The following is a 21,212-nucleotide window of genomic DNA, read 5'->3' on the forward strand; positions in this document are numbered from 1 at the left end:
GTGGCGAGCTCAAGCTTTTTCTTATCTAGGGTAGTGATGACAGTGGAAAATAACAACATGTCCGGGCGTAGCAACGAACCGGGACAGATTGATTTAATTGATATTGTAGCTCAATTATGGCGTGGTAAGGTGACCATCATTGTTTGTGCCGTGTTCACGATTTTGCTTGCGGCACTCTATCTGGTTCAGGCAACAGAGAGGTGGACGTCAAGCGCAATCATCACGCAGCCCGATGCAGGGCAAATCGGCAGTTATACTAATGCGATAAGCGTACTGTATGGCAAAGATGCACCGAAAATTAACGATGTACAGTCAGAGGTTATTGGCCGTTTCAGTTCCGCTTTTTCTGCACTTGCCGAAACGCTTTCCAATCAGGAAAAGCCCGAAAAACTGACTATCGACTCATATGTTAAAGGTCAGCCTTTACCGTTGAAAATCGCTTATCAGGACAATAGCGCAGAGGCTGCGCAAAGAGCCGTTGCAAAATATATCCAACAGGTGGACGAGGTGGTTTCGAAGGAGATCAATGCCGACCTGTCAATGAGTATAGCCACCCGTATTTCCGATTTAGAGCAATCGCTGGAAGCGCAGGAAAAAGTGGCGAGAGAGCAAAAATCACAACGTCTTGCGCAAATTAATCAGGCACTTGCTGTCGCTAAACAGGCTAACATCAAACTGCCTCAAGTTCAGCAGGCCGACCAGCTCTCCCAGGACACTATGTTTATGCTGGGGAGCGAGGCGCTTTCTTCCATGGTCAACAACGAAGCGACTCGCCCGTTAACCTTTTCCGATGACTACTACCAGACCCGTCAGAACCTGCTAGCGGTTAAGGCTCTGAAAATTGACCCGGAAAGCATTCATGCTTACCGTTATGTGATGAAGCCGACGTTGCCGATTCGTCGCGACAGTCCGAAAAGGGCTATCACTCTGATACTGGCGGCACTGCTCGGTGGAATGATTGGTGCTGGCGTGGTGCTGGGACGTAACGCGCTGCGCGACTACAAACCCAAAGCGCAGTAACCTGATTCATGCAATAAAAAACCGGGCCTGGAATGACCACGCCCGGTTTTTTTACGCCTTAAGATCACTGATGCCGCTTGCGCAGATTCTCAATGACCGTCGTCAGGTCGAGATCCTGATCCTGCAGCAGAACCAACAGGTGATACATCAAATCCGACGCTTCATTGGTCAGTTCGAAACGGTCATGCACTGTGGCTGCCAGCGCGGTTTCAACACCTTCTTCACCCACTTTTTGAGCGATGCGCTTGGTACCACTGGCATACAGCTTTGCGGTATAGGAACTCGCCGGATCGGCCGTTTTTCGCCCGGCTAACAGCTGTTCAAGTTGATACAGGAACAGCCACTGGTGGCTGGTTTCACCGAAGCAACTGCTGGTACCTTTATGGCAGGTGGGGCCGATCGGATCCACCAGTACCAACAGGGTATCGTTATCACAGTCTGGCGCAATGCTGACGACGTTCAGAAAGTTGCCCGACGTCTCGCCTTTAGTCCACAGGCGTTGTTTGGTGCGCGAGAAGAAAGTGACTTTGCCGGTTGCAAGGGTTTTATCCAGCGCGTCTGGGTTCATATATCCCAGCATCAACACTTCACCGGACACCGCGTGCTGCACGACGACAGGCATCAGTCCGTCGGTTTTTTCCCAGTCCAGTTGGCTGCGTTGTTGCTCTGTTAACATATCCTGATCTCCACGCCCTGCGTTGCCAGGTACGCTTTTAATTCACCAATATTAATGATCTGTTTGTGGAAGACGGAGGCGGCAAGCGCACCATCGACATCTGCATCGCGGAAGGCCTCAAGGAAGTGTTCCATAGTGCCAGCACCACCGGATGCAATCAGCGGCACATGGCACACTGCACGCACTTTTTTCAACTGTTCCAGGTCGTAGCCATTACGCACGCCGTCCTGGTTCATCATGTTAAGGACGATTTCTCCGGCACCGCGTTTTTGCACTTCCTGTACCCAGTCGAGGGTTTCCCAGGTGGTGACGCGGGTACGGCTTTCGTCGCCGGTATACTGATTAACATGATATTTGCCGGTTTGCGCGTCAAACCAGGTATCAATACCGACCACGATGCATTGCACGCCAAAGCGGTCAGCCAGACGGGTAATCAGCGTCGGGTCAGCCAGCGCCGGCGAGTTGATAGAGATTTTATCTGCGCCAAACGAGAGAATTTTGGCGGCATCGTCGACCGACTTAATCCCGCCCGCTACGCAGAAAGGAATGTCGATCACTTCCGCGACGCGCGAAACCCAGCTTTTATCGACTACCCGACCGTCGCTGGAGGCCGTGATGTCGTAGAACACAAGCTCATCGGCACCTTCATCGGCATAGCGTTTCGCCAGCGGGACGATGTCGCCGATGATTTCGTGATTGCGAAACTGCACACCTTTTACGACCTGACCGTCGCGAACGTCGAGGCACGGGATTATACGTTTTGCCAGCATTGGATCGCCTCCTTAACGGTGAATTTACCTTCCAGCAGCGCACGTCCGACGATCACGCCGCGCACGCCAGTTCCGCGCAGTGCAGCGACATCATTGATATCACCGATCCCCCCGGAGGACTGAAAGGCCACCTGTGGATATTTTTTGCATACCTCTTCATACAAAGAGACGTTTGAGCCCGCCAGCGTGCCGTCGCGAGAAATATCCGTACAGAGCACATGTTTCAGGCCTACGGGTAGATAGGTTTCCACCAGTTCTTCGAGCGAAATGCCGGAGTTCTCCTGCCAACCGCTCACGGCTACCTGCTTGTTTCCCTGCTCATCAATGCGTACATCCAGCGCGAGAACCAGCGCGTCGGCGCCAAAACGCTCGAACCAGCCCTTCACCTTTTCCGGCGACTTTACCGCCGTGGAGCCAATCACCACGCGAGCGACACCCGCCGCCAGCAGCGCCGCGACGTCGTCTTCGGTGCGTACGCCACCGCCCACCTGAACCGGCACGTTCACGCCCGCGACCAGGGTTTTAATCAGTGGGATCTGCCGTTTCGCCGGATCTTTCGCGCCGGTTAAATCAACCAGATGTAGCACCTCAGCACCTTGCGCCGCGTAATCCTGCAAGCGCGGTAGTGGATCGCTGCCGTAATCACGCTGTTGCGCGTAATCGCCCTGATGGAGACGTACGACGGTGCCGTCGATCAAATCTAAAGCCGGAATAATCATCACATCTCCAGAAAGTTTTTCAGCAATTGCGCGCCAGCGGCACCCGAGCGCTCCGGGTGGAACTGCACGCCGAAGAAGTTATCTTTTTGCACGGCGGCAGTGAACGGTTCGCCGTAGTGACACTGGGCGATGGTCCACGGATTGACCGGCATTGCATAGCTGTGCACAAAGTAGAAATATGCGCCATCCTCAATGCCCCGAAAAAGACGATTCCCGGCCTGAGGATAAACGCGGTTCCAGCCCATGTGCGGCAGCGGCAGGCCCACGTCAGTCATCTTTGGAACATCCTGATCGATAATGCCCAGCATATCGACGCCCTGTGTCTCTTCACTACGCCGTCCGAGGATCTGCATGCCGAGACAAATACCCAGTACCGGTTGGGTACAGGCTTTAATCAGATCAATCAGTTCACGCTCGCGTAACTGGTCCATTGCCGCCTGCGCCGTGCCGACGCCGGGTAGAAACAGTTTATCCGCACGTAAGACCACATCCGGGTCGCGACTGACCAGGGGAGCATAACCATGGCGCGCGACGGCAGATTTCACCGAGTTCAGGTTGGCGCAGCCGGTGTCGAGGATCACCACGTTCATCACAGCACTCCTTTGGAGGAGGGAAGGGTATCACCTTCAACACGGATGGCCTGGCGCAGAGTACGACCGAAGGCTTTGAACAGGCTTTCCACACGGTGATGGTCGTTTTTACCTTTGGTCTTCAGATGCAGCGTCACGCCCATGGTGTAGGAGAGTGAACGGAAAAAGTGTTCGATCATTTCGGTACTGAGATCGCCGACACGCTGATAGGTAAACTCGGCACGGTATTCGAGGTGCGGACGCCCGGAGATATCCAGCGCACAGCGCGCAAGGCATTCGTCCATTGGCAGCACGAAGCCAAATCGGCTGATACCACGTTTATCACCAAGCGCCAGTTTTAACGCTTCACCCAGCGCCAGGCCCGTGTCTTCCACGGTGTGGTGGTCGTCGATATAGAGATCGCCCTTGACGGTGATCTCCATACGAAACCCGCCGTGCGTCGCAATCTGATCGAGCATATGATCGAAGAAGCCGACGCCGGTGTTAATTTTGCTGCCGCCTTCGCGGTCCAGCCACACTTTGACGTCAATCTGCGTCTCTTTAGTTACGCGCTCAACGTGGGCATAGCGGTCGCGTTTCGTCAGTTGCTCGCCAATTGCCGCCCAGTTTAGCGTCTCGCGATGGTAACGGAGCCCGGTAATCCCCATGTTTTCTGCCAACTGGATATCGGTAGCGCGATCGCCAATGACGTAGCTGTTGGCGCTGTCCATCGCCTGTTCTGCGAGATAACGTTCGACCAGCTTCACTTTCGGCTTACGACAGTCGCACTCCTCTGCGGGCAGGTGCGGGCAGATCAGCACGTCATCGAACAGCACGCCCTGCGAGGTAAAGATTTGCATCATCAGATTGTGCGGGCCGTCGAAATCCGCCTGCGGGAAACTCTGTGTTCCCAGCCCGTCCTGATTGGTGATCATCACCAGCCTGAAGCCCGCTTTTTGCAACTTCAGCAGCACCGGTACAACGTCTGGTTCGAAGGCGAGCTTGTCAAAACGATCCACCTGGAAATCGCTTGGCGGTTCGGAAATCAGGGTTCCATCACGATCGATAAAGAGATACTTCTGGCTCATACTTGCTCCGCACGTAAAGCGTCGATGACGCGCTGGCTTTCTTCACGGGTACCAACAGTAATACGCAGACAGCCGCTTAAAGAAGGTTGTTTGTTCTGGTCTCGTAAGATAATGCCCTGATCCCACAAAGATTTAAATACGCTGCTGGAGGCGGTGAAGCGCGCCAGAATGTAGTTGGTCTCGGAGTCAAAAACCTGTTCGACACAGGCAATCTTGTTGAGCTCGCTCATCAGGTACTGGCGCTCAAGCAGGATCTGCGCCACGCGCTCACGCATCGCATTGATGCCCTGGGGACTGAGCGCTTGCGCGGCGATGTCGGCGACGGGCGTGGATAGCGGGTAAGGGGCGATTACCTTCAGCAACAGGTTAATCACCTCCTCATTCGCCAGCGTAAAGCCACAACGCAGACCGGCAAGAGCAAACGCTTTAGACAGCGTGCGCAGAACGACCAGGTTGGGGTACTCGGAAAGCCAACCCGCCAGCGTAGCCTGTGGGCAGAACTCGATATAGGCTTCGTCGGCGACCACAATGGCTTTGCCGCGCGTCAGTTCCAGCAGCGTGCGCAGATCCTGTGGATTAATCAGTTGCCCGGTTGGGTTATTGGGGCTGCACACGTAAACAACCTTCACGCCGTCCAGGTTGTCAGAAATACCCTGCATATCCAGTTGCCAGTCGGCGAGCGTGGGGACGGTGCAACATTCGACGCCAATGGTTTCGGCGCTGACGCTATACATTCCATAGGTGGGCGGGCAGAAGAGAATCGCGTCTTTCCCCGGTTCGCAGAAGGCGCGGATAAGCAGCTCAATACCTTCATCTGCGCCACGGCTGACCAGCACCTGTTCCGGTTTAACCCCGGCGTACTGTGCATAATTTTCAATCACCGCTTTCGGCTGGCATTCCGGGTAGCGGTTAAGCGTTTGCTGAGTGAGCTGATAGTCGACCGCCGTCGGGAATTCGTTGGCATTGAGCCAGACGTCGCCGTTGCCGCCCAGACGACGAGCAGATTGATACGGCGTCAGATTACGGACGTTTTCACGGGCTAAGTCGTTGACGCTGAACGTGTTTTCAGTGCTCATGCTTGCTCCTTCAGGGCGTTGACACGCAGGGTGACGGCATTTTTGTGAGCGGTCAGGCGTTCAGCCGCCGCCAGAGTCTCAATAGTTGAAGCGAGCGCAGAGAATCCCGCTTTTGACAGTTCCTGAACCGTCATACGCTTCTGGAAATCCGCCAGTCCGAGGCTGGAACAGGTGGCCGTATACCCGTAGGTCGGCAGCACATGGTTAGTCCCGGAGGCGTAATCGCCCGCTGATTCCGGCGACCAGTCGCCGAGGAACACCGAACCGGCGCTGGTGATGTCATCAACCAGTTCGCGGGCGTTGCGGGTCTGGATAATTAAGTGCTCAGGACCATACAGGTTCGAAATGGCAATACACTGCGCCACATCTTTTGTCACAATCAATCGACTGGCGCTGAGCGCCTGACGTGCCGTTTCCGCACGCGGGAGTTCAGCCAGTTGGCGTTCAACGGCCAGCGCAACGCGACCGGCGATATCGGCATCCGGGGTCAGCAGAATCACCTGTGAGTCCGGGCCGTGTTCCGCCTGCGAAAGCAGATCGGAGGCGACGAAATCTGGCGTTGCGCCGCTGTCAGCAATCACCAGCACTTCAGAAGGACCGGCTGGCATATCAATCGCTGCGCCGTCGAGACGCTGGCTAACCTGGCGCTTCGCTTCGGTCACAAACGCGTTTCCGGGGCCAAAAATTTTGTCCACTTTCGGTACGGATTCGCTGCCAAATGCCAGAGCGGCAATGGCCTGCGCGCCGCCAACGTTAAAGATCTCCTGCACACCGCACAGTTGCGCCGCATAGAGAATTTCATCGGCAATTGGCGGCGGGGAACACAGCACAACCTTTTTACATCCCGCAATGCGCGCTGGCGTGGCAAGCATCAGTACGGTAGAAAAGAGTGGAGCGGAACCCCCTGGAATATATAAACCGACGGATGCCACCGGACGCGTCACCTGCTGACAGCGTACACCTGGCTGGGTTTCTACATCGACGGTCTGTATTTTTTGCGCGTTGTGGAAGGTCTCAATATTTTGCACCGCGACGGCCATCGCTTGCTTGAGATCGTCGCTCAGTCGTGCGCTGGCGGCGGTTATCTCTTCTGCGGTTACCCTCAGCGCCGCAACCTCGGTTTTATCAAACTTTGCGCTGTATTCGCGCAGGGCGTCATCACCACGGGCTTTGACATTATCCAGAATCTCACTCACGGTACGAGAGATGCTGTCAGACGCAGAAATCGCCGGGCGCATCAGTAATTCACGCTGCTGCTCGGGGGAACAGGTGTTCCAGTTAATGATTGTGCTAAAGCTCATGGCTATCACTCCATCATCTTCTCAATCGGCAGCACCAGAATCGAGCTGGCGCCGAGCGCTTTCAGTTTTTCCATTGTCTCCCAGAACAGGGTTTCGCTGCTGACCATGTGCATCGCCACGCGCTGTTGATCGCCAGCCAGCGGCAGAATGGTCGGGCGTTCTGCGCCCGGCAGCAGGGCGATCACTTCTTCCAGACGCTCGCTTGGCGCGTGCATCATGATGTACTTCGATTCGCGCGCCTGGATAACGCCCTGAATACGGGTCAGCAGTTTATCAACCAGTTGCTGCTTGGCATCGGTCATCTCGCCGTCACGCTGGATCAGGCAGGCTTTAGAGCGATAAATCACTTCCACTTCGCGAAGACCGTTGGCTTCCAGCGTCGCACCGGTCGATACCAGATCGCAGATGGCATCGGCGAGGCCCGCGCGCGGAGCCACTTCCACAGAACCGTTCAGCAGACAGGATTTAAAGGAGACGCCTTTCTGGTCGAGATAACGTTTGAGCAGGTGGGGATAAGAGGTAGCGATGCGTTTACCATCCAGCGCGGCGGGGCCATTCCAGGTTTCATCGACCGGCGTTGCCAGAGAAAGGCGACAACCGCCGAAGTCGAGGCGACGCAGCGTAAAGTAGCGCGGGTCTTCGCCCTGGGCACGGCGGTTCAGCAGTTCCTCTTCCAGAACGTTTTCGCCGATGATGCCCAGGTCAACGACGCCGTCCATCACCAGACCGGGGATATCGTCGTCACGCACGCGCAGAATATCAATTGGCATATTCTCTGCCATCGCAATCAGGCGCTGGGTGTGTAAGTTAATTTTAATCCCACAGCGGGCGAGTAATTCGCGTGAGTCATCGCTCAAACGACCTGATTTCTGAATAGCTATGCGTAAACGGGTGTTATCTAACATTCTCTTTTCCTCTTTATCCTGTCTGAACCTGTCTGAATTTCGCACCAAAAAAAAAGCCCCCGGAAGAAATCTTCCGGGGGCTTTCTCATACGTTCATGCACCACTGGAAGATCTGAATGTCTCCCAGCACACATCGCCTGAAAGACTAGTCAGGATGATGGTGATGATGGTGGTGTTTAAATTGAACGCGTGTCATAAAATTCTCGATGAATGCTTATTCATTTGATGCCTTTTAACCTAAACCACTTTAACGCCTTAAAGCAAGCGCTTTTTTTAATTCCTATTTATAGTATGAATTGTCAGTCTTAAAACGCTGGCGTAGCCTTGTAGACATAGTGCTGGAGTCAGGAGAAAACGGATGAAAAAGGTCGCAGTTGTCGGTTTAGGATGGTTAGGCATGCCGCTGGCGATGTCACTTACTGCCAGAGGCTGGCAGGTGACGGGGAGCAAAACCACCCAGGATGGCGTGGAAGCGGCCAGAATGAGCGGGATCGAAGGGTATCCGCTACGGCTCGAGCCTGAGCTGGTGTGTGAAACAGATGACCTGGATGCGCTGATGGATGTTGATGCGCTGGTGATTACATTACCGGCTCGTCGCAGCGGTCCGGGAGAAGACTTCTATTTGCAGGCGATGCAGGAGCTGGTGGACAGTGCGCTGGCGTATCGTATTCCGCGCATTATCTTTACCAGTTCGACCTCCGTCTATGGCGACGTGCAGGGGACGGTGAAAGAGGGAACGGCGCGTAATCCAGTCACCGCCAGTGGTCGCGTGTTAAAAGAACTGGAAGACTGGTTGCATAATTTACCGGGTACGTCGGTCGATATCCTGCGTCTGGCCGGGCTGGTAGGGCCTGGACGTCACCCGGGCCGCTTCTTCGCCGGTAAAACTGCCCCTGACGGTGAACACGGCGTCAATCTGGTCCATCTGGAAGATGTTATCGCCGCCATCACGCTGCTGTTACAGGCACCGAAAGGGGGACACATCTATAATATATGTGCGCCTTCGCATCCTGCCCGAAATGTATTTTATCCGCAGATGGCGCGTCTGCTGGGAATGGAGCCGCCGCAGTTCCGTGATTCTGCGGATAACGGTAAAGGTAAAATTATAGATGGCAGCCGGATCTGTAATGAGCTTGGGTTTGAATACCAGTATCCCGATCCGCTGGTGATGCCGTTGGAGTAATGCATACCGCCAGCAGTTAGTCGCCATACACCGCAAGGGGGCGTGTATGAAACCACTGCTGGATGTGCTCATTATTCTCGATGCCCTTGAAAAAGAGGGCAGCTTTGCGGCGGCGTCGGCCAAACTGTATAAGACGCCGTCGGCACTCAGTTATACCGTCCACCGCCTGGAAAGCGATCTCAACATTCAGATCCTCGATCGCAGCGGTCATCGCGCCAGGTTCACGCGTACAGGACAAATGCTGCTGGAAAAAGGCCGGGAAGTCTTGCATACCGTGCGGGAGCTGGAAAAGCAGGCGATTAAACTCCACGAAGGTTGGGAAAATGAGCTGGTCATTGGCGTAGACGATACGTTCCCTTTTTCTCTGCTTGCCCCACTGATTGAATCCTTTTATCAACATCACAGCGTAACGCGTCTGAAGTTCATTAACGGCGTGCTGGGGGGATCGTGGGATGCGCTGACTCAGGGCAGGGCGGACATTATTGTCGGCGCGATGCATGAACCGCCCTCATCCAGCGACGTTAGCGTTGCGCGTCTGGGTGAACTGGAACAGGTTTTTGCTGTCGCGCCGCACCATCCTCTGGCTCAGGAGGTGGAGCCGTTGAGCCGCAGTACCATCAAACGCTATCGCGCAATTGTGGTTGGTGACAGTTCGTCTCTCTCTTCTGCAACCGCGACGCAACTGCTTGATGACCAGGAGGCGATCACCGTCTTCGATTTTAAAACCAAACTGGAACTGCAAATCAGCGGTCTGGGATGCGGCTATCTGCCACGCTATCTGGCGCAACGCTTCCTGGAAAGTGGGGCGCTGATCGAGAAAAAAGTGGCGGCACAAATACTCTTTGAACCAGTGTGGATGGGGTGGAATGAGCAGACGGCAGGTCTCGCCAGCGTCTGGTGGCGGGATGCAATTTTAGCAAATAGTGCTATTGCCGGCGTCTACACAAAAGACGAGACAAACAAATCAAACATTTAAGAAAAAATAGTTCGCGACAAGCCTCTCATTCTCTTGTCTTTTCGCCTCATTTTAGTGCACAATGCGCCGCTTGCAAAAAATGACATTAACCGACGTTTTCATACGCGTCGGTTATTTTTTTGCATCAAACCAATCATTCATACAAAGAGGCCGGGCTTCGTACCGGATAGATATTTACTAAAAACCGACAGTTGTTGTCGCTGAGGAATCCAGAAAATGGGGCAATTTTTTGCTTACGCGACGGCATTCGCCGTAAAGGGGAATGACCATGTCGCATAACGCTACTCCAAAAACCTCTCGCGTGGAATTGCGTAAAACGCTTACGCTGATTCCGGTTGTCATGATGGGTCTTGCCTATATGCAGCCAATGACGCTGTTCGATACGTTTGGTATCGTTTCAGGCCTCACTGACGGTCACGTTGCAACGGCTTACGCCTTTGCGCTGATCGCAATTCTTTTTACTGCGTTGAGCTACGGTAAACTGGTTCGCCGTTTCCCGTCTGCAGGCTCGGCGTATACCTATGCCCAGAAATCCATTAGCCCGACCGTTGGCTTTATGGTGGGCTGGTCATCCCTGCTGGACTATCTGTTCATGCCGATGATCAACATTCTGCTGGCTAAAATTTACTTTGAAGCGCTGGTGCCGTCTGTGCCATCGTGGATCTTCGTTGTTGCGCTGGTGGCCTTTATGACCATTTCTAACCTGCGTAGCATCAAGACCGTGGCGAACTTCAATACCCTGATTGTGATCCTGCAGATGGGTATTGTGGCGGTGATTGTTGGCCTGATCATCTACGGTGTCTCCAACGGCGAAGGGGCCGGTACGCTGACCAGCACCCGTCCGTTCTGGTCGGAAGGTGCACACGTTGTGCCGATGATTACCGGGGCAACGATTCTGTGCTTCTCGTTCCTGGGCTTCGACGGTATCTCCTCGCTGTCTGAAGAGACTAAAGATGCAGAGCGCGTGATCCCGAAAGCTATTTTCCTGACGGCGCTGATTGGCGGTCTGGTGTTCATCGGTGCCTCTTACTTCCTGCAACTGTACTTCCCGGATATTTCTCGCTTTAAGGATCCGGATGCGTCTCAGCCGGAAATCATGCTCTATGTGGCGGGTAAAACCTTCCAGTGGGGCGTGCTGATTTTCTCCAGCGTGACCGTTCTGGCTTCCGGTATGGCGGCACATGCAGGCGTCTCTCGTCTGATGTACGTGATGGGTCGTGATGGTGTATTCCCGACGCGTTTCTTCGGCTACATTCATCCGAAGTGGCGTACCCCGGCATGGAACGTGCTGCTGGTTGGGGCGATTGCCCTGATGGCGATTAAATTTGACCTGGTGACGGCGACGGCGCTGATCAACTTCGGCGCGCTGGTGGCGTTTACCTTCGTGAACCTGTCTGTGATTTCACAGTTCTGGATCCGCGAAAAACGCAACAAGACGCTGAAAGACCATTTCAACTATCTGGTGTTGCCGGTCTGTGGCGCGCTGACCGTTGGCGCTCTGTGGATCAACCTGGAAGAGAGTTCTATGGTTCTGGGCCTGATCTGGGCCGGCATCGGTCTGGTGTATCTGGCTTGCGTGACCAAAAGCTTCCGCAACCCGGTTCCGCAGTACGAAGATATCGCACAGTAATTCATAAGGTCTGTAGGCCCGGTAAGCGAAGCGCCACCGGGCAGGAAGCCGGAGTTAACCACTCCGGCTTTTTTTATGTCGTTGGTTTATTTCCAGTCATTATTCATAACCATTTGTTCTAAATTAGAGAATTTGGTTATTGGTTCCCCGCCGCGTGGTCAGGAATAATTTCCTGATTGATATTCTTCAGGCTAACTAATTTATGTTTTCAATGATTTTGAGCGGGGTTATCTGCGGCGCGTTGCTGGGTTTTGTGATGCAACGCGGTCGATTCTGTCTGACCGGTGGTTTCCGCGATATGTATATCGCCAAAAACAACCGCATGTTCTATGCGCTGCTGATCGCGATTTCCATACAGAGCGTCGGCGCTTTTGCCCTGATTCAGGCGGGGGTGATCCGCTATGATGCAGGCGCGTTCCCGTGGCTTGGCACCGTTGTCGGCGGTTACATCTTTGGGATTGGGATTGTTTATGCAGGCGGATGCGCCACCGGAACCTGGTATCGTGCGGGTGAGGGGCTAATCGGCAGCTGGATAGCACTGGTGACCTACATGGTGATGAGCGCGGTGATGCGTTCGCCTCATGCCAGCGGTTTAAACCAGACGCTCAAGACGTACAGCACGGAGCACAACTCCATTGCCGACACCCTGAACCTCTCGGTCTGGCCGCTGATTGCGGTTCTGCTGGTGGTAACGCTCTGGGTGGTCAGCAAAGAGCTGAAAAAGCCAAAACTGAAAGTGGCTTCTTTGCCGCCGCGCCGTACCGGGCTTGCACATATTTTGTTTGAAAAACGCTGGCACCCGTTCGTGACGGCAGTGCTGATTGGTCTTATCGCACTGCTGGCATGGCCGTTGAGCGAAGCCACGGGGCGTATGTTTGGGCTCGGGATCACTTCGCCGACGGCAAACATTCTGCAGTTCCTGGTGGCGGGAGACAGTAAATTCCTCAACTGGGGCGTTTTCCTGGTGCTGGGGATTTTCCTCGGTTCGTTCATTGCAGCAAAAGCCAGTCGCGAATTCCGCGTGCGGGCTGCCGATGCGGCAACCACGCTGCGCAGTGGTTTCGGTGGGATCCTGATGGGCTTTGGCGCCAGCATAGCCGGCGGTTGCTCTATCGGTAACGGTCTGGTAATGACAGCGATGATGACCTGGCAGGGCTGGGTTGGCCTGGTATTTATGATCCTTGGCGTCTGGACCGCGTCGTGGATTGTGTTTGTACGACCGCAGCGTAAAGCCCGTCTGGCAACCGCTGCGGCAAATTAAGCGTAAGGATTAATGATGGCGATTAAAAAACTGGACGTGGTCACGCAGGTTTGCCCGTTCCCACTGATTGAAGCAAAAGCTGCGCTGGCCGAGATGGCGAGCGGTGATCAACTGGTAATTGAATTTGATTGCACCCAGGCAACCGAAGCGATCCCTCAGTGGGCGGCGGAAGAGGGGCATGCGATTACGGATTTTCAGCAGGTTGGCGATGCCGCCTGGAGCATCACCGTACAGAAAGCGTGATAGCAGGCCCTCCGCCGCGATGCGGAGGGCGAATCTCAGACGATCTCCTCCGCGTACTGCCACAGCGCCTTCAGCAGTGCCTGCTTCTCTTTATCATCCGCATATTCCTGATACAACACCTGCAACTCATCGGCGTAGCGCTGTAAATATTCCGGCGTAAAGACCTGGCGACGGTGTTCCAGCCAGCGCTGCTGTTCTGCCTCATCCAGCGTACCGGGGAAGTTACGCGCCCGGTAGTTGAACAACAGTTTCTCAATCCGCGGGTCGACAAAGGTGATATCCAGCGCCGGCAGGTTCTGCGGGTCAGTTTCCAGCACAATCTTCATCGCCGCCCGGTCAGCATCGCTGAAGAAGCCGTTATAGAGCTGGGCATCCACGTTGTCAGACGGCGTGAAAGGTTCCGCTTGCGCAAAGACAGCGACCACGTTGTCACGCACCTGCGGATTTTCACGCAGTATTTTCAGATTATCGAGACAGTGCTGACGATTAATCCCCAGACGATCGGCATCTTCGGGACGCAGCGTGTTAGCCTGCGCCAGCACCGGGCATTTATTGATGTGTACCAGCTTCAGCGGCACGGCGGCGTTATCGCCCAGATCGGCTTTGGCGGTGTACAGACGTTCGCGCAGGGTGTCGCTGTCCAGTTCCAGCAATGGCGAAATATCACCGGCCAGATCAACCATAATCACTGCATTACGGTTATCCGGATGCCAGGCCAGCGGCGCAACCCAGCTGGTGTTGCCGCGCCATGCGCCAAACATGCCAGAAACATGCACCAGCGGCTTCATTTGCGGCACATCAATCAGCGCGGCAAGCTTGTGCTTGTTGCGGTGCGTATAGAGATACTCAAACAGACGCGGCTGACGTGACTTCACCAGTTGCGCCATGGCAATGGTGGCATAGACGTCCGCCATCGCATCGTGCGCGTTGCTGTGTTCAATACCATTCGCTTTCGTCAGATGCTCCAGGCGAAAACTGGGAAGCCCGTCGTCGTTTTCCGGCCAGTTGATGCCTTCCGGGCGCAGGGCGTAGCAGGCGCGCATAACGTCCAGCAGATCCCAGCGTGAATTATCATGCTGCCAGCTCCAGGCGTAGGGATCGTAGAAGTTGCGGTACAGCACGTTACGTGTGACCTCGTCGTCGAAACGCACGTTGTTGTAGCCAATAATGCAGGTTTTCGGCACCGTAAACAGCGCGTGGATCCGCGCGGCAAACTCCGCTTCATTGTCACCTTTCTCCCGCGCTTCCTGAGGGGTGATCCCGGTGACCATTACGGCGCCAGGCTGAGGCAAGTAGTCATCCGCAGGTTTGCAGTAAAACACCTCTGGCTCGCCGATGACATTGAATTCGCTATCGGTACGCAGGGCGGCAAATTGCGCAGGTCTGTCGAGCGCCGGGTGAACGCCAAAGGTTTCGTAATCGTGAAAAAGAAAGGTGGGTTGCTGCTTGCCGTCATTCATAAATAAGTGGATTCCGTGACATCTGGTTGCGCACTGCCTGAACTGCACAGAGTACCAAAGTTCGACGCGGTAATCAGCCGGACTCGCCGCGAAGACATGAAGAAACTCGCGATCGGGAACGCGCTCAGAGGGACTCAAGAGAGAAAACTCTGCGATAAGTCACATTTTCTTGCAATTAATCCCTGTTTGTTTCGCCAGTTTTCCGTAAAAAGGACGGCTATTTTGGAACACCTGAGGACATGCTGTTGAAACCCCGTCAGTTTATTGCCGCTTCTTTACTTGTGATGAATCTCTCTTCTGCGTTTGCCGCTACTTCGGCCAATTTTGCTCCCCCTCCGCCCAGCATCGAGGCCGGTTCGTGGGTGCTTATGGATTACACCACGGGGCAAATTCTCACGGCGGGTAATGAACATCAGCAGCGCAATCCTGCCAGCCTGACCAAACTGATGACCGGCTATGTGGTCGACCGCGCCATTGACAGCCAGCGCATTACGCCGGATGACATAGTCACGGTGGGACGCGACGCGTGGGCGAAGGACAATCCGGTCTTTGTTGGATCCTCGTTGATGTTCCTCAAAGAAGGTGATCGGGTATCCGTGCGCGATTTAAGCCGTGGACTGATTGTTGATTCCGGTAACGACGCCTGCGTTGCGCTGGCTGACTATATCGCCGGTGGGCAGCCGCAGTTTGTCGCCATGATGAATAATTACGTTAAGAAGCTTAATTTGCAGGATACCCATTTTGAGACGGTTCACGGACTGGATGCCCCCGGTCAGCACAGCTCGGCTTACGATCTGGCGGTGTTGTCCCGGGCTATCATTCATGGCGAGCCTGAGTTCTATCATATGTACAGTGAGAAAAGCCTCACCTGGAACGGTATTACACAACAGAACCGTAACGGGCTGCTGTGGGACAAAACCATGAACGTCGATGGGCTGAAAACCGGGCACACTTCGGGCGCGGGCTTCAACCTGATTGCCTCAGCGGTGGATGGCCAGCGGCGACTGATTGCCGTAGTGATGGGGGCGAATAGCCCGAAAGGGCGTGAGGAGCAGGCGCGCAAACTGCTGCACTGGGGGCAACAACATTTCGACACGGTGCAGATCCTGCGCAGCGGTAAGCAGGTTGGAACGGAGCGCATCTGGTACGGCGATAAAGAGAACATCGCGTTGGGCACCGAGCACGATTTCTGGATGGCGCTGCCGAAGGCAGAAATCCCGAACATCAAAGCGAAGTACATCCTCGATAAGAAGGAACTGGAAGCACCGCTCGCCGCGCATCAACGGGTCGGCGAAATTGAACTCTACGACCGTGACAAACTGGTTGCTCACTGGCCTCTGGTGACACTGGAAGCCGTTGGGAAGGGGGGCGTTTTCTCCCGCCTGAGCGACTACTTTCACCATAAAGTCTGAGTCGTACTGACAACAAACTGGCAGGAGTTCGGCTCCGCTCACATAATAACCACAAAGTGCTTGTGATGGCTGTTTAGTCTTCGTTACACTGTATATAAATACAGTGTAATAATGGAGGCAACATGAACTACGAGATCAGAAATGTTGATAAACGCACCGTTGCAGGTTTCCACCTGGTGGGGCCGTGGGATCAGAAGGTGAAACAGGGCTTTGACCAACTGATGGTGTGGGTGGATGGCAAGCAGGTTGTCGCGCAGGAATGGATCGCCGTTTACTTCGACAATCCGGATGAAGTGCCCGCCGAAAAACTGCGCTGTAGTACGGTTGTTTCTGTGCCCGCCGATTTTGTTATACCGGAAAACAGTGAAGGCGTGACGCTCAGCGAAATCGACGGCGGTTACTACGCCACGGCGGTTGCGCGCGTTGATAATGGTGACTTTGCGACGCCATGGCATCAGTTATTTAATAGCCTGATGCAGGATCAAACGTATGAAATGACGTGCAAACCCTGCTTTGAAGTCTATCTGAACAACGGTTGCGAAGACGGTTACTGGGATATTGAGATGTATATATCGGTGCAACCTACCACGAAGTAAGCATAAAACCAGGCGGACCGGCGCTGAGCGACTACGCTTAGCGTGATGTCCTGTCCGCCGTGACAATCTTCTGCGCGTAAAAACAGGTACAATCTTTTTTTTATTCTTGCCTGACGGAGTGCCTGAGTGCGTGCCGACAAGTCACTGAGCCCATTTGAAATACGCCTGTATCGCCATTACCGCATCGTGCATGGTATTCGCATCGCGCTGGCCTTCATTTTGACCTTTCTGCTCGTTCGTTTATTTAACATTCCGGAAGGAACATGGCCCTTGATTACGCTGGTGGTGATCATGGGGCCAATCTCGTTCTGGGGAAACGTGGTTCCCCGCGCGTATGAGCGGATTGGCGGCACGATCCTCGGGTCGGTACTGGGTCTGGTGGCGCTGCGTCTGGAGCTTTTTTCATTGCCGTTGATGCTGCTCTGGTGTGCGGCGGCGATGTACCTCTGCGGATGGCTCGCACTAGGAAAAAAACCGTATCAGGCGCTTTTAATTGGCATAACCTTAGCCGTAGTGGTGGGCGCACCCGCAGGCGACATGGAGACCGCGCTCTGGCGCGGCGGGGATGTTATTCTCGGGTCGCTCCTCGCCATGCTGTTCACTGGAATCTGGCCGCAGCGCGCCTTCATCCACTGGCGCATCCAACTGGCACACTGCGTAACGGCCTATAACCGTGTGTATCAGGCTGCGCTATCGCCTAATCTGTTAGAACGTCCCCGGCTGGATAAACATCTGCAACAGCTCCTGGCTGACGTGGTAAAAATGCGCGGACTGATAACTCCTGCAAGCAAAGAAACGCGCATCCAGAAATCCATTTTTGAAGCCATTCAGACCGTCAACCGTAATCTGGTTTGCATGCTTGAATTGCAGATCAATGCCCTGTGGGCGACCCGTGAGAGCCATTTCGTCATGCTCAACGCCCATACGCTGCGGGAAACGCAGCAAATGACCCAGCAGGCGTTACTGACGATTGCTCATGCGTTGTTTGAAGGTAATCCGCAACCGATTCTCGCGAACAGTGAAAAACTAAATGAGACCGTTAACGAACTGCGCACGCTGATACGTCAACATGATGAGCACAATGTGGCCGAAATACCGATTCATGGTTACGTCTGGCTAAGCCTGGAAACGGCCCGTCAACTGGAGCTGCTGTCGCATCTTATCTGCCGAGCACTGCGCAAATAAAAAACAGGTAAGGGGGAATACTGCCCCTGCTGCTTCGATTCAGCAAGGAATAAGGGTATGATGGAAACCAGAATGAAGCCATTGTCATTTGTGGCTGCGAAAAGTAATGTTAGCCCTATCGTTTAAACGAATCCGACTCTCACATTATCAGGGGTGTAAAAATGGAAACTACCAAGCCATCTTTCCAGGACGTGCTGGAATTTGTCCGTCTGTTCCGTCGTAAAAACAAACTGCAGCGTGAAATCCAGGACGTTGAGAAAAAGATCCGTGACAACCAGAAACGTGTTCTGCTGCTGGACAACCTGAGTGATTACATCAAACCGGGTATGAGCGTTGAAGCTATTCAGGGCATCATCGCCAGCATGAAGAGCGACTATGAAGATCGCGTTGATGACTACATCATCAAAAATGCAGAGATCTCCAAAGAACGTCGCGACATTTCCAAGAAACTGAAAGCGATGGGCGAAATGAAAAACGGCGACGCGAAAGCGGAGTAACGTTTGTATGCAGTGAGGATCCGCAGTGCGATCCTCACTGAGGTTTTACGCCGCCGCTGACCATCCGCAATAAGTGCTGTTCCGGCCAGTGTTCGGTCAGTCTGTTCTTTGCCAGTAGCCACTTAACGTAGTCCACATCGTGTCGCTGCCTGTCGAGCATCAGTCCGACGACGCTGCCACTGTGCGCCACGTTCACACCGTATAAATCGCACTCTTCAACCAGCGACAATAGCGCATCGAAATCGGGCTTCGGCAACAACATCTGGCTGGCAATAGCGCTCAGCGTCGCCGCTTCTCCCATCCGATAAGGATTCTGCTCCGCGCAGGCTTCTTGTACTTTTTCCCATGCCCGCTTCAGCGCAGGCGCGCCAGCATGCAAGCCAGCCTGCCGCGGAATGCGGTGATAGTCAGCAGTACGTAAAGTTTGCGGGCTTTCCAGCACGAGGAGATCAAGCGTTGGTTGAGAATCGCAGGAGATTTGCGTCGATGCGTCGTTGTGGTCAAACAGAGTGAGTTGATGAAAAACGGTGCTGTCGGTCGGTTCCAGTGAGACGCAAAGCTGTGCGAGCGTGGATTCATCCAGTTGATGACCGAGGTGCTGCGCAGTGGCGACGGCTGTGGCGGCGATATCCGCCGTACTGCTGGCCATGCCTTTTGCAACTGGGATGGTTGAATGGATCGAAATACGGATATCCTGGCTCAGGTGCGCGGGGTAATTCCAGTGTTCAAGGAGTGTGTTAACCATCGCCCGGGAAAGAGGGCGCTCATCTGTTAAAGGGGAACCGGTACTGACCTCGACGGTGCTGTACCAGTCAACCGGGCAGGAGACCAGTTTCTCGCTGCCCATAATCCAGCCCTGAATAAGCTCTCCGCATGACGCGGGGCACTGCGCAACAGCCACGTTATCACCTTTCCGCTCTGCAATCCTCGGCGCATAGTGTCATGGCGATTGCGCTATTACCATGATTTGCCGCAATTTGTGCGGCGCGAACTCAGGCCGACACGACGAAAGATTCTGATTCTGCGAGAGCAATCCGCATCACGTCCTGGGCTATCATCAGCTCTTCGTTGGTGTTGATGACCGCGACCTTAACGATCGCGTTTTCCGCCTGAATAAAGGTCGCATTCCGTTGGTTCTTCTCTTCATCTATGGCAAGACCCAGGAAGTGCAGATTCTGACAGACTGCCGCTCTGGCGCGCGCCGAGTTTTCTCCGATACCACCGGTAAACACCAGAGCATCCAGTCCCCCCATCTGCATAATATAGCTGCCAATCGTGGCACGAATACGCTCCGCAAATAGCGACAGGGCGAGCGTGGCGCGAGGGTTCCCGCCGTCGGCGGCCTGTTCAACGTCACGATAGTCATGCGAGACGCCTGAAACGCCAAGCAGCCCGGATTCATTGTTCAGCAGGTGGTTGAGTTGCTGCGGGGTCATGTTTTCACGCTGGGCAACCCACGGCAAGATAGACGGGTCGATATCTCCGCTACGGGTTCCCATCATGACGCCAGACTGCGGGGTGAAACCCATCGATGTATTCACCGACTTCCCGCCCTTAATCGCACAAATACTGCTGCCGTTGCCCAGATGACAACACACAACGCGCAGCGCGCTGAGTGGAACGCCAAGCTTTTCGGCGAGTGTTGCGCTGACATACTTATGGCTGGTCCCGTGAAAACCGTAGCGGCGGATACCAAACTCCGTGTAATACCGCCACGGAAGCGGATAGATATAGGCGGGTTCTTCCAGCGTTTGATGAAACGCGGTATCAAAAACGGCCACTGAAGGCACATCGGGCAACAACTGGCGAAACACGTTAATGCCGAGTAGGTTAACCGGGTTGTGCAAGGGAGCCAGTTCGGCAAGGCGTTCAATTTCCGCCAGCGATTCATCGGTTACACGTACTGAGTCCTTAAACGATTCTCCGCCATGCGCCACGCGATGGCCGACCCCCTCAATATCCTGCAGGCTGCTGATAACACCGTGGCTAATCAGCATTTCGAGAAGCAGGGTCACCGCCTCGCGATGATCGGCAACCGGCGTGGTCTGCTGCCACTTTTGATCCTGCGCTTTTAGGGTGATCCGGGCATCCGGCAGGCCGATACGCTCAATGAGCCCCTGACACAGCAAATCGCCCTGCGGCATGTCCAGCAACTGAAATTTAAGGGACGAGCTGCCCGCATTGATCGCCATTATTTTGTGAGACATGAAGATTCCTTTTGGTTCAGAAAGGCAAACAGTTCATCGAGTCCGGAATGGTTGACGGCGCTGGTCACGAAGACGCGCTGTGCTCCGGCCTGCTCCAGCCAGCCGGTGACCTGCGCAATTTTTTGCGCGTCCGCTAAATCTGATTTGGTCACCACGCCAAACGCAGGTCTGTTCATCGGTGCGGTAAAGCCGGGGGAGAACGGTGACCACTGCGCATCGCTATTGAGTACCAGCGCAATGACATCCGCCTCGCAGGCACTTGCCAGCAGTGCACTGTACAGACATCGGTTTTCCAGGTATTCGCCGGGGGTGTCGATAGTTTCGGCTGACCAGACAATTGCCTGCGTTTTCTGATACTCGAGAGCCTCGCCGCGCAGACATTGTGTCAGCGAGGTCTTACCGCACTGGCTGGGGCCAATTAACATCATGCGCTGCATA

At 54.4% G+C, this 21,212-nt stretch carries 24 protein-coding genes and 1 other annotated feature; of the genes, 11 read left to right on the top strand and 13 right to left on the bottom strand.

Annotation, left to right across the window (positions count from 1 at the left end; genetic code table 11):
* Nucleotides 1-36 precede the first annotated feature (36 nt).
* On the top strand, nucleotides 37-1,020 hold the full coding sequence (wzzB, locus tag I6L53_RS08000; protein WP_042318144.1) for an LPS O-antigen chain length determinant protein WzzB: 984 nt from the start codon (nucleotides 37-39) through the stop codon (nucleotides 1,018-1,020).
* A 64-nt stretch (nucleotides 1,021-1,084) separates the two neighbouring features.
* Here the strand turns inward: wzzB and hisIE are convergent, their stop codons facing one another.
* From hisIE to hisL, 9 genes are all read right to left on the bottom strand, one after another.
* Nucleotides 1,085-1,696, bottom strand: coding sequence for a bifunctional phosphoribosyl-AMP cyclohydrolase/phosphoribosyl-ATP diphosphatase HisIE (gene hisIE, locus I6L53_RS08005; RefSeq protein WP_042318146.1), 612 nt, complete (start codon nucleotides 1,694-1,696; stop codon nucleotides 1,085-1,087).
* Nucleotides 1,690-2,466 (bottom strand): imidazole glycerol phosphate synthase subunit HisF, encoded by a 777-nt coding sequence (gene hisF, locus I6L53_RS08010; protein WP_042318148.1) that lies wholly within the window; start codon nucleotides 2,464-2,466, stop codon nucleotides 1,690-1,692. Before hisF ends, hisIE begins: the two co-directional genes overlap by 7 nt.
* The gene (gene hisA / locus I6L53_RS08015; protein WP_042318150.1) at nucleotides 2,448-3,185 is read right to left on the bottom strand and encodes a 1-(5-phosphoribosyl)-5-[(5-phosphoribosylamino)methylideneamino]imidazole-4-carboxamide isomerase; all 738 of its coding nucleotides are present in this window, start codon (nucleotides 3,183-3,185) and stop codon (nucleotides 2,448-2,450) included. The genes hisF and hisA overlap by 19 nt, the downstream gene beginning before the upstream one ends.
* Nucleotides 3,185-3,775: an imidazole glycerol phosphate synthase subunit HisH gene (gene hisH / locus I6L53_RS08020; RefSeq protein ID WP_042318151.1), complete on the bottom strand. Its 591-nt coding sequence runs from the start codon at nucleotides 3,773-3,775 to the stop codon at nucleotides 3,185-3,187. The genes hisA and hisH overlap by 1 nt, the downstream gene beginning before the upstream one ends.
* Complete coding sequence (gene hisB, locus I6L53_RS08025) at nucleotides 3,775-4,842, bottom strand: bifunctional histidinol-phosphatase/imidazoleglycerol-phosphate dehydratase HisB (protein WP_042318153.1); 1,068 nt, start codon at nucleotides 4,840-4,842, stop codon at nucleotides 3,775-3,777. Before hisB ends, hisH begins: the two co-directional genes overlap by 1 nt.
* The gene (gene hisC, locus I6L53_RS08030; RefSeq protein ID WP_042318155.1) at nucleotides 4,839-5,918 is read right to left on the bottom strand and encodes a histidinol-phosphate transaminase; all 1,080 of its coding nucleotides are present in this window, start codon (nucleotides 5,916-5,918) and stop codon (nucleotides 4,839-4,841) included. Before hisC ends, hisB begins: the two co-directional genes overlap by 4 nt.
* A complete protein-coding gene (gene hisD / locus I6L53_RS08035) occupies nucleotides 5,915-7,219 on the bottom strand; it encodes a histidinol dehydrogenase (RefSeq protein ID WP_042318157.1) in 1,305 nt (434 codons plus the stop codon). The genes hisC and hisD overlap by 4 nt, the downstream gene beginning before the upstream one ends.
* 5 nt (nucleotides 7,220-7,224) lie before the next feature.
* Nucleotides 7,225-8,124, bottom strand: coding sequence for an ATP phosphoribosyltransferase (gene hisG / locus I6L53_RS08040; RefSeq protein ID WP_042318159.1), 900 nt, complete (start codon nucleotides 8,122-8,124; stop codon nucleotides 7,225-7,227).
* 47 nt (nucleotides 8,125-8,171) lie between these two features.
* Nucleotides 8,172-8,294, bottom strand: a sequence feature (His leader region).
* On the bottom strand, nucleotides 8,270-8,320 hold the full coding sequence (gene hisL, locus I6L53_RS08045; protein WP_001364200.1) for a his operon leader peptide: 51 nt from the start codon (nucleotides 8,318-8,320) through the stop codon (nucleotides 8,270-8,272). (Overlaps the previous feature by 25 nt.)
* Nucleotides 8,321-8,482: 162 nt before the next feature.
* On the opposite strand from hisL, the gene I6L53_RS08050 reads away from it, so the two are divergent.
* The 6 genes from I6L53_RS08050 to tsuB all read left to right on the top strand — a co-directional run bounded on the left by I6L53_RS08050 (nucleotide 8,483) and on the right by tsuB (nucleotide 13,417).
* A complete protein-coding gene (locus tag I6L53_RS08050) occupies nucleotides 8,483-9,307 on the top strand; it encodes an SDR family oxidoreductase (protein ID WP_042318161.1) in 825 nt (274 codons plus the stop codon).
* Nucleotides 9,308-9,353: 46 nt separating this feature from the next.
* Nucleotides 9,354-10,283 carry a LysR substrate-binding domain-containing protein gene (locus I6L53_RS08055; RefSeq protein ID WP_042318163.1) on the top strand — a complete coding sequence of 310 codons (930 nt, stop codon included), beginning with the start codon at nucleotides 9,354-9,356 and terminating at the stop codon, nucleotides 10,281-10,283.
* A gap of 216 nt (nucleotides 10,284-10,499) precedes the next feature.
* Nucleotides 10,500-10,562 (top strand): membrane protein YoeI, encoded by a 63-nt coding sequence (yoeI, locus tag I6L53_RS08060; protein WP_099433339.1) that lies wholly within the window; start codon nucleotides 10,500-10,502, stop codon nucleotides 10,560-10,562.
* Nucleotides 10,552-11,913, top strand: coding sequence for an APC family permease (locus I6L53_RS08065; RefSeq protein ID WP_042318166.1), 1,362 nt, complete (start codon nucleotides 10,552-10,554; stop codon nucleotides 11,911-11,913). The genes yoeI and I6L53_RS08065 overlap by 11 nt, the downstream gene beginning before the upstream one ends.
* Nucleotides 11,914-12,115: 202 nt before the next feature.
* Complete coding sequence (tsuA, locus tag I6L53_RS08070; RefSeq protein WP_042318168.1) at nucleotides 12,116-13,174, top strand: thiosulfate utilization transporter TsuA/YeeE; 1,059 nt, start codon at nucleotides 12,116-12,118, stop codon at nucleotides 13,172-13,174.
* 15 nt (nucleotides 13,175-13,189) lie between these two features.
* A complete protein-coding gene (gene tsuB / locus I6L53_RS08075) occupies nucleotides 13,190-13,417 on the top strand; it encodes a thiosulfate utilization sulfurtransferase TsuB/YeeD (RefSeq protein WP_042318170.1) in 228 nt (75 codons plus the stop codon).
* Between the two features lie 35 nt (nucleotides 13,418-13,452).
* Here the strand turns inward: tsuB and sbcB are convergent, their stop codons facing one another.
* Nucleotides 13,453-14,877 (bottom strand): exodeoxyribonuclease I, encoded by a 1,425-nt coding sequence (gene sbcB, locus I6L53_RS08080; RefSeq protein WP_042318171.1) that lies wholly within the window; start codon nucleotides 14,875-14,877, stop codon nucleotides 13,453-13,455.
* Nucleotides 14,878-15,116: 239 nt separating this feature from the next.
* Between sbcB and dacD the strand changes: the two genes are divergently transcribed.
* From dacD to I6L53_RS08100, 4 genes are all read left to right on the top strand, one after another.
* Complete coding sequence (gene dacD, locus I6L53_RS08085; RefSeq protein ID WP_042318172.1) at nucleotides 15,117-16,289, top strand: serine-type D-Ala-D-Ala carboxypeptidase DacD; 1,173 nt, start codon at nucleotides 15,117-15,119, stop codon at nucleotides 16,287-16,289.
* Nucleotides 16,290-16,411: 122 nt separating this feature from the next.
* Complete coding sequence (gene sbmC, locus I6L53_RS08090; protein ID WP_042318173.1) at nucleotides 16,412-16,885, top strand: DNA gyrase inhibitor SbmC; 474 nt, start codon at nucleotides 16,412-16,414, stop codon at nucleotides 16,883-16,885.
* Nucleotides 16,886-17,011: 126 nt separating this feature from the next.
* Nucleotides 17,012-18,070 (top strand): FUSC family protein, encoded by a 1,059-nt coding sequence (locus I6L53_RS08095; RefSeq protein WP_042318174.1) that lies wholly within the window; start codon nucleotides 17,012-17,014, stop codon nucleotides 18,068-18,070.
* A 161-nt stretch (nucleotides 18,071-18,231) separates the two neighbouring features.
* Nucleotides 18,232-18,567, top strand: coding sequence for a DUF496 family protein (locus I6L53_RS08100; protein ID WP_042318175.1), 336 nt, complete (start codon nucleotides 18,232-18,234; stop codon nucleotides 18,565-18,567).
* A 34-nt stretch (nucleotides 18,568-18,601) separates the two neighbouring features.
* Here I6L53_RS08100 and I6L53_RS08105 read toward each other — a convergent pair whose 3' ends face one another.
* The 3 genes from I6L53_RS08105 to pduV all read right to left on the bottom strand — a co-directional run bounded on the left by I6L53_RS08105 (nucleotide 18,602) and on the right by pduV (nucleotide 21,211).
* Nucleotides 18,602-19,468 carry a GHMP family kinase ATP-binding protein gene (locus I6L53_RS08105; RefSeq protein WP_042318176.1) on the bottom strand — a complete coding sequence of 289 codons (867 nt, stop codon included), beginning with the start codon at nucleotides 19,466-19,468 and terminating at the stop codon, nucleotides 18,602-18,604.
* A 91-nt stretch (nucleotides 19,469-19,559) separates the two neighbouring features.
* Nucleotides 19,560-20,774, bottom strand: coding sequence for an acetate/propionate family kinase (locus I6L53_RS08110; protein WP_042318177.1), 1,215 nt, complete (start codon nucleotides 20,772-20,774; stop codon nucleotides 19,560-19,562).
* The gene (gene pduV / locus I6L53_RS08115) at nucleotides 20,759-21,211 is read right to left on the bottom strand and encodes a EutP/PduV family microcompartment system protein (RefSeq protein WP_042318178.1); all 453 of its coding nucleotides are present in this window, start codon (nucleotides 21,209-21,211) and stop codon (nucleotides 20,759-20,761) included. The genes I6L53_RS08110 and pduV overlap by 16 nt, the downstream gene beginning before the upstream one ends.
* Nucleotide 21,212 lies beyond the last annotated feature (1 nt).

The sequence above is a fragment of the Citrobacter farmeri genome, from assembly GCF_019048065.1.
Taxonomy (GTDB): Bacteria; Pseudomonadota; Gammaproteobacteria; order Enterobacterales; family Enterobacteriaceae; genus Citrobacter_A; species Citrobacter_A farmeri.

What these genes read in the sequence shown, in the direction of transcription:
- I6L53_RS08050 (WP_042318161.1), top strand. Translation starts at nt 8,483, where the DNA reads ATGAAAAAGGTCGCAGTTGTCGGTTTAGGATGGTTAGGCATGCCGCTG.
- tsuA (WP_042318168.1), top strand. Translation starts at nt 12,116, where the DNA reads ATGTTTTCAATGATTTTGAGCGGGGTTATCTGCGGCGCGTTGCTGGGT.
- hisIE (WP_042318146.1), bottom strand. Translation starts at nt 1,696, where the DNA reads ATGTTAACAGAGCAACAACGCAGCCAACTGGACTGGGAAAAAACCGAC.
- wzzB (WP_042318144.1), top strand. Translation starts at nt 37, where the DNA reads ATGACAGTGGAAAATAACAACATGTCCGGGCGTAGCAACGAACCGGGA.
- hisF (WP_042318148.1), bottom strand. Translation starts at nt 2,466, where the DNA reads ATGCTGGCAAAACGTATAATCCCGTGCCTCGACGTTCGCGACGGTCAG.
- hisB (WP_042318153.1), bottom strand. Translation starts at nt 4,842, where the DNA reads ATGAGCCAGAAGTATCTCTTTATCGATCGTGATGGAACCCTGATTTCC.
- tsuB (WP_042318170.1), top strand. Translation starts at nt 13,190, where the DNA reads ATGGCGATTAAAAAACTGGACGTGGTCACGCAGGTTTGCCCGTTCCCA.
- hisG (WP_042318159.1), bottom strand. Translation starts at nt 8,124, where the DNA reads ATGTTAGATAACACCCGTTTACGCATAGCTATTCAGAAATCAGGTCGT.
- pduV (WP_042318178.1), bottom strand. Translation starts at nt 21,211, where the DNA reads ATGCAGCGCATGATGTTAATTGGCCCCAGCCAGTGCGGTAAGACCTCG.
- hisA (WP_042318150.1), bottom strand. Translation starts at nt 3,185, where the DNA reads ATGATTATTCCGGCTTTAGATTTGATCGACGGCACCGTCGTACGTCTC.
- hisH (WP_042318151.1), bottom strand. Translation starts at nt 3,775, where the DNA reads ATGAACGTGGTGATCCTCGACACCGGCTGCGCCAACCTGAACTCGGTG.
- dacD (WP_042318172.1), top strand. Translation starts at nt 15,117, where the DNA reads ATGCTGTTGAAACCCCGTCAGTTTATTGCCGCTTCTTTACTTGTGATG.
- hisC (WP_042318155.1), bottom strand. Translation starts at nt 5,918, where the DNA reads ATGAGCACTGAAAACACGTTCAGCGTCAACGACTTAGCCCGTGAAAAC.
- I6L53_RS08065 (WP_042318166.1), top strand. Translation starts at nt 10,552, where the DNA reads ATGTCGCATAACGCTACTCCAAAAACCTCTCGCGTGGAATTGCGTAAA.
- sbmC (WP_042318173.1), top strand. Translation starts at nt 16,412, where the DNA reads ATGAACTACGAGATCAGAAATGTTGATAAACGCACCGTTGCAGGTTTC.
- I6L53_RS08055 (WP_042318163.1), top strand. Translation starts at nt 9,354, where the DNA reads ATGAAACCACTGCTGGATGTGCTCATTATTCTCGATGCCCTTGAAAAA.
- sbcB (WP_042318171.1), bottom strand. Translation starts at nt 14,877, where the DNA reads ATGAATGACGGCAAGCAGCAACCCACCTTTCTTTTTCACGATTACGAA.
- I6L53_RS08100 (WP_042318175.1), top strand. Translation starts at nt 18,232, where the DNA reads ATGGAAACTACCAAGCCATCTTTCCAGGACGTGCTGGAATTTGTCCGT.
- I6L53_RS08110 (WP_042318177.1), bottom strand. Translation starts at nt 20,774, where the DNA reads ATGTCTCACAAAATAATGGCGATCAATGCGGGCAGCTCGTCCCTTAAA.
- hisD (WP_042318157.1), bottom strand. Translation starts at nt 7,219, where the DNA reads ATGAGCTTTAGCACAATCATTAACTGGAACACCTGTTCCCCCGAGCAG.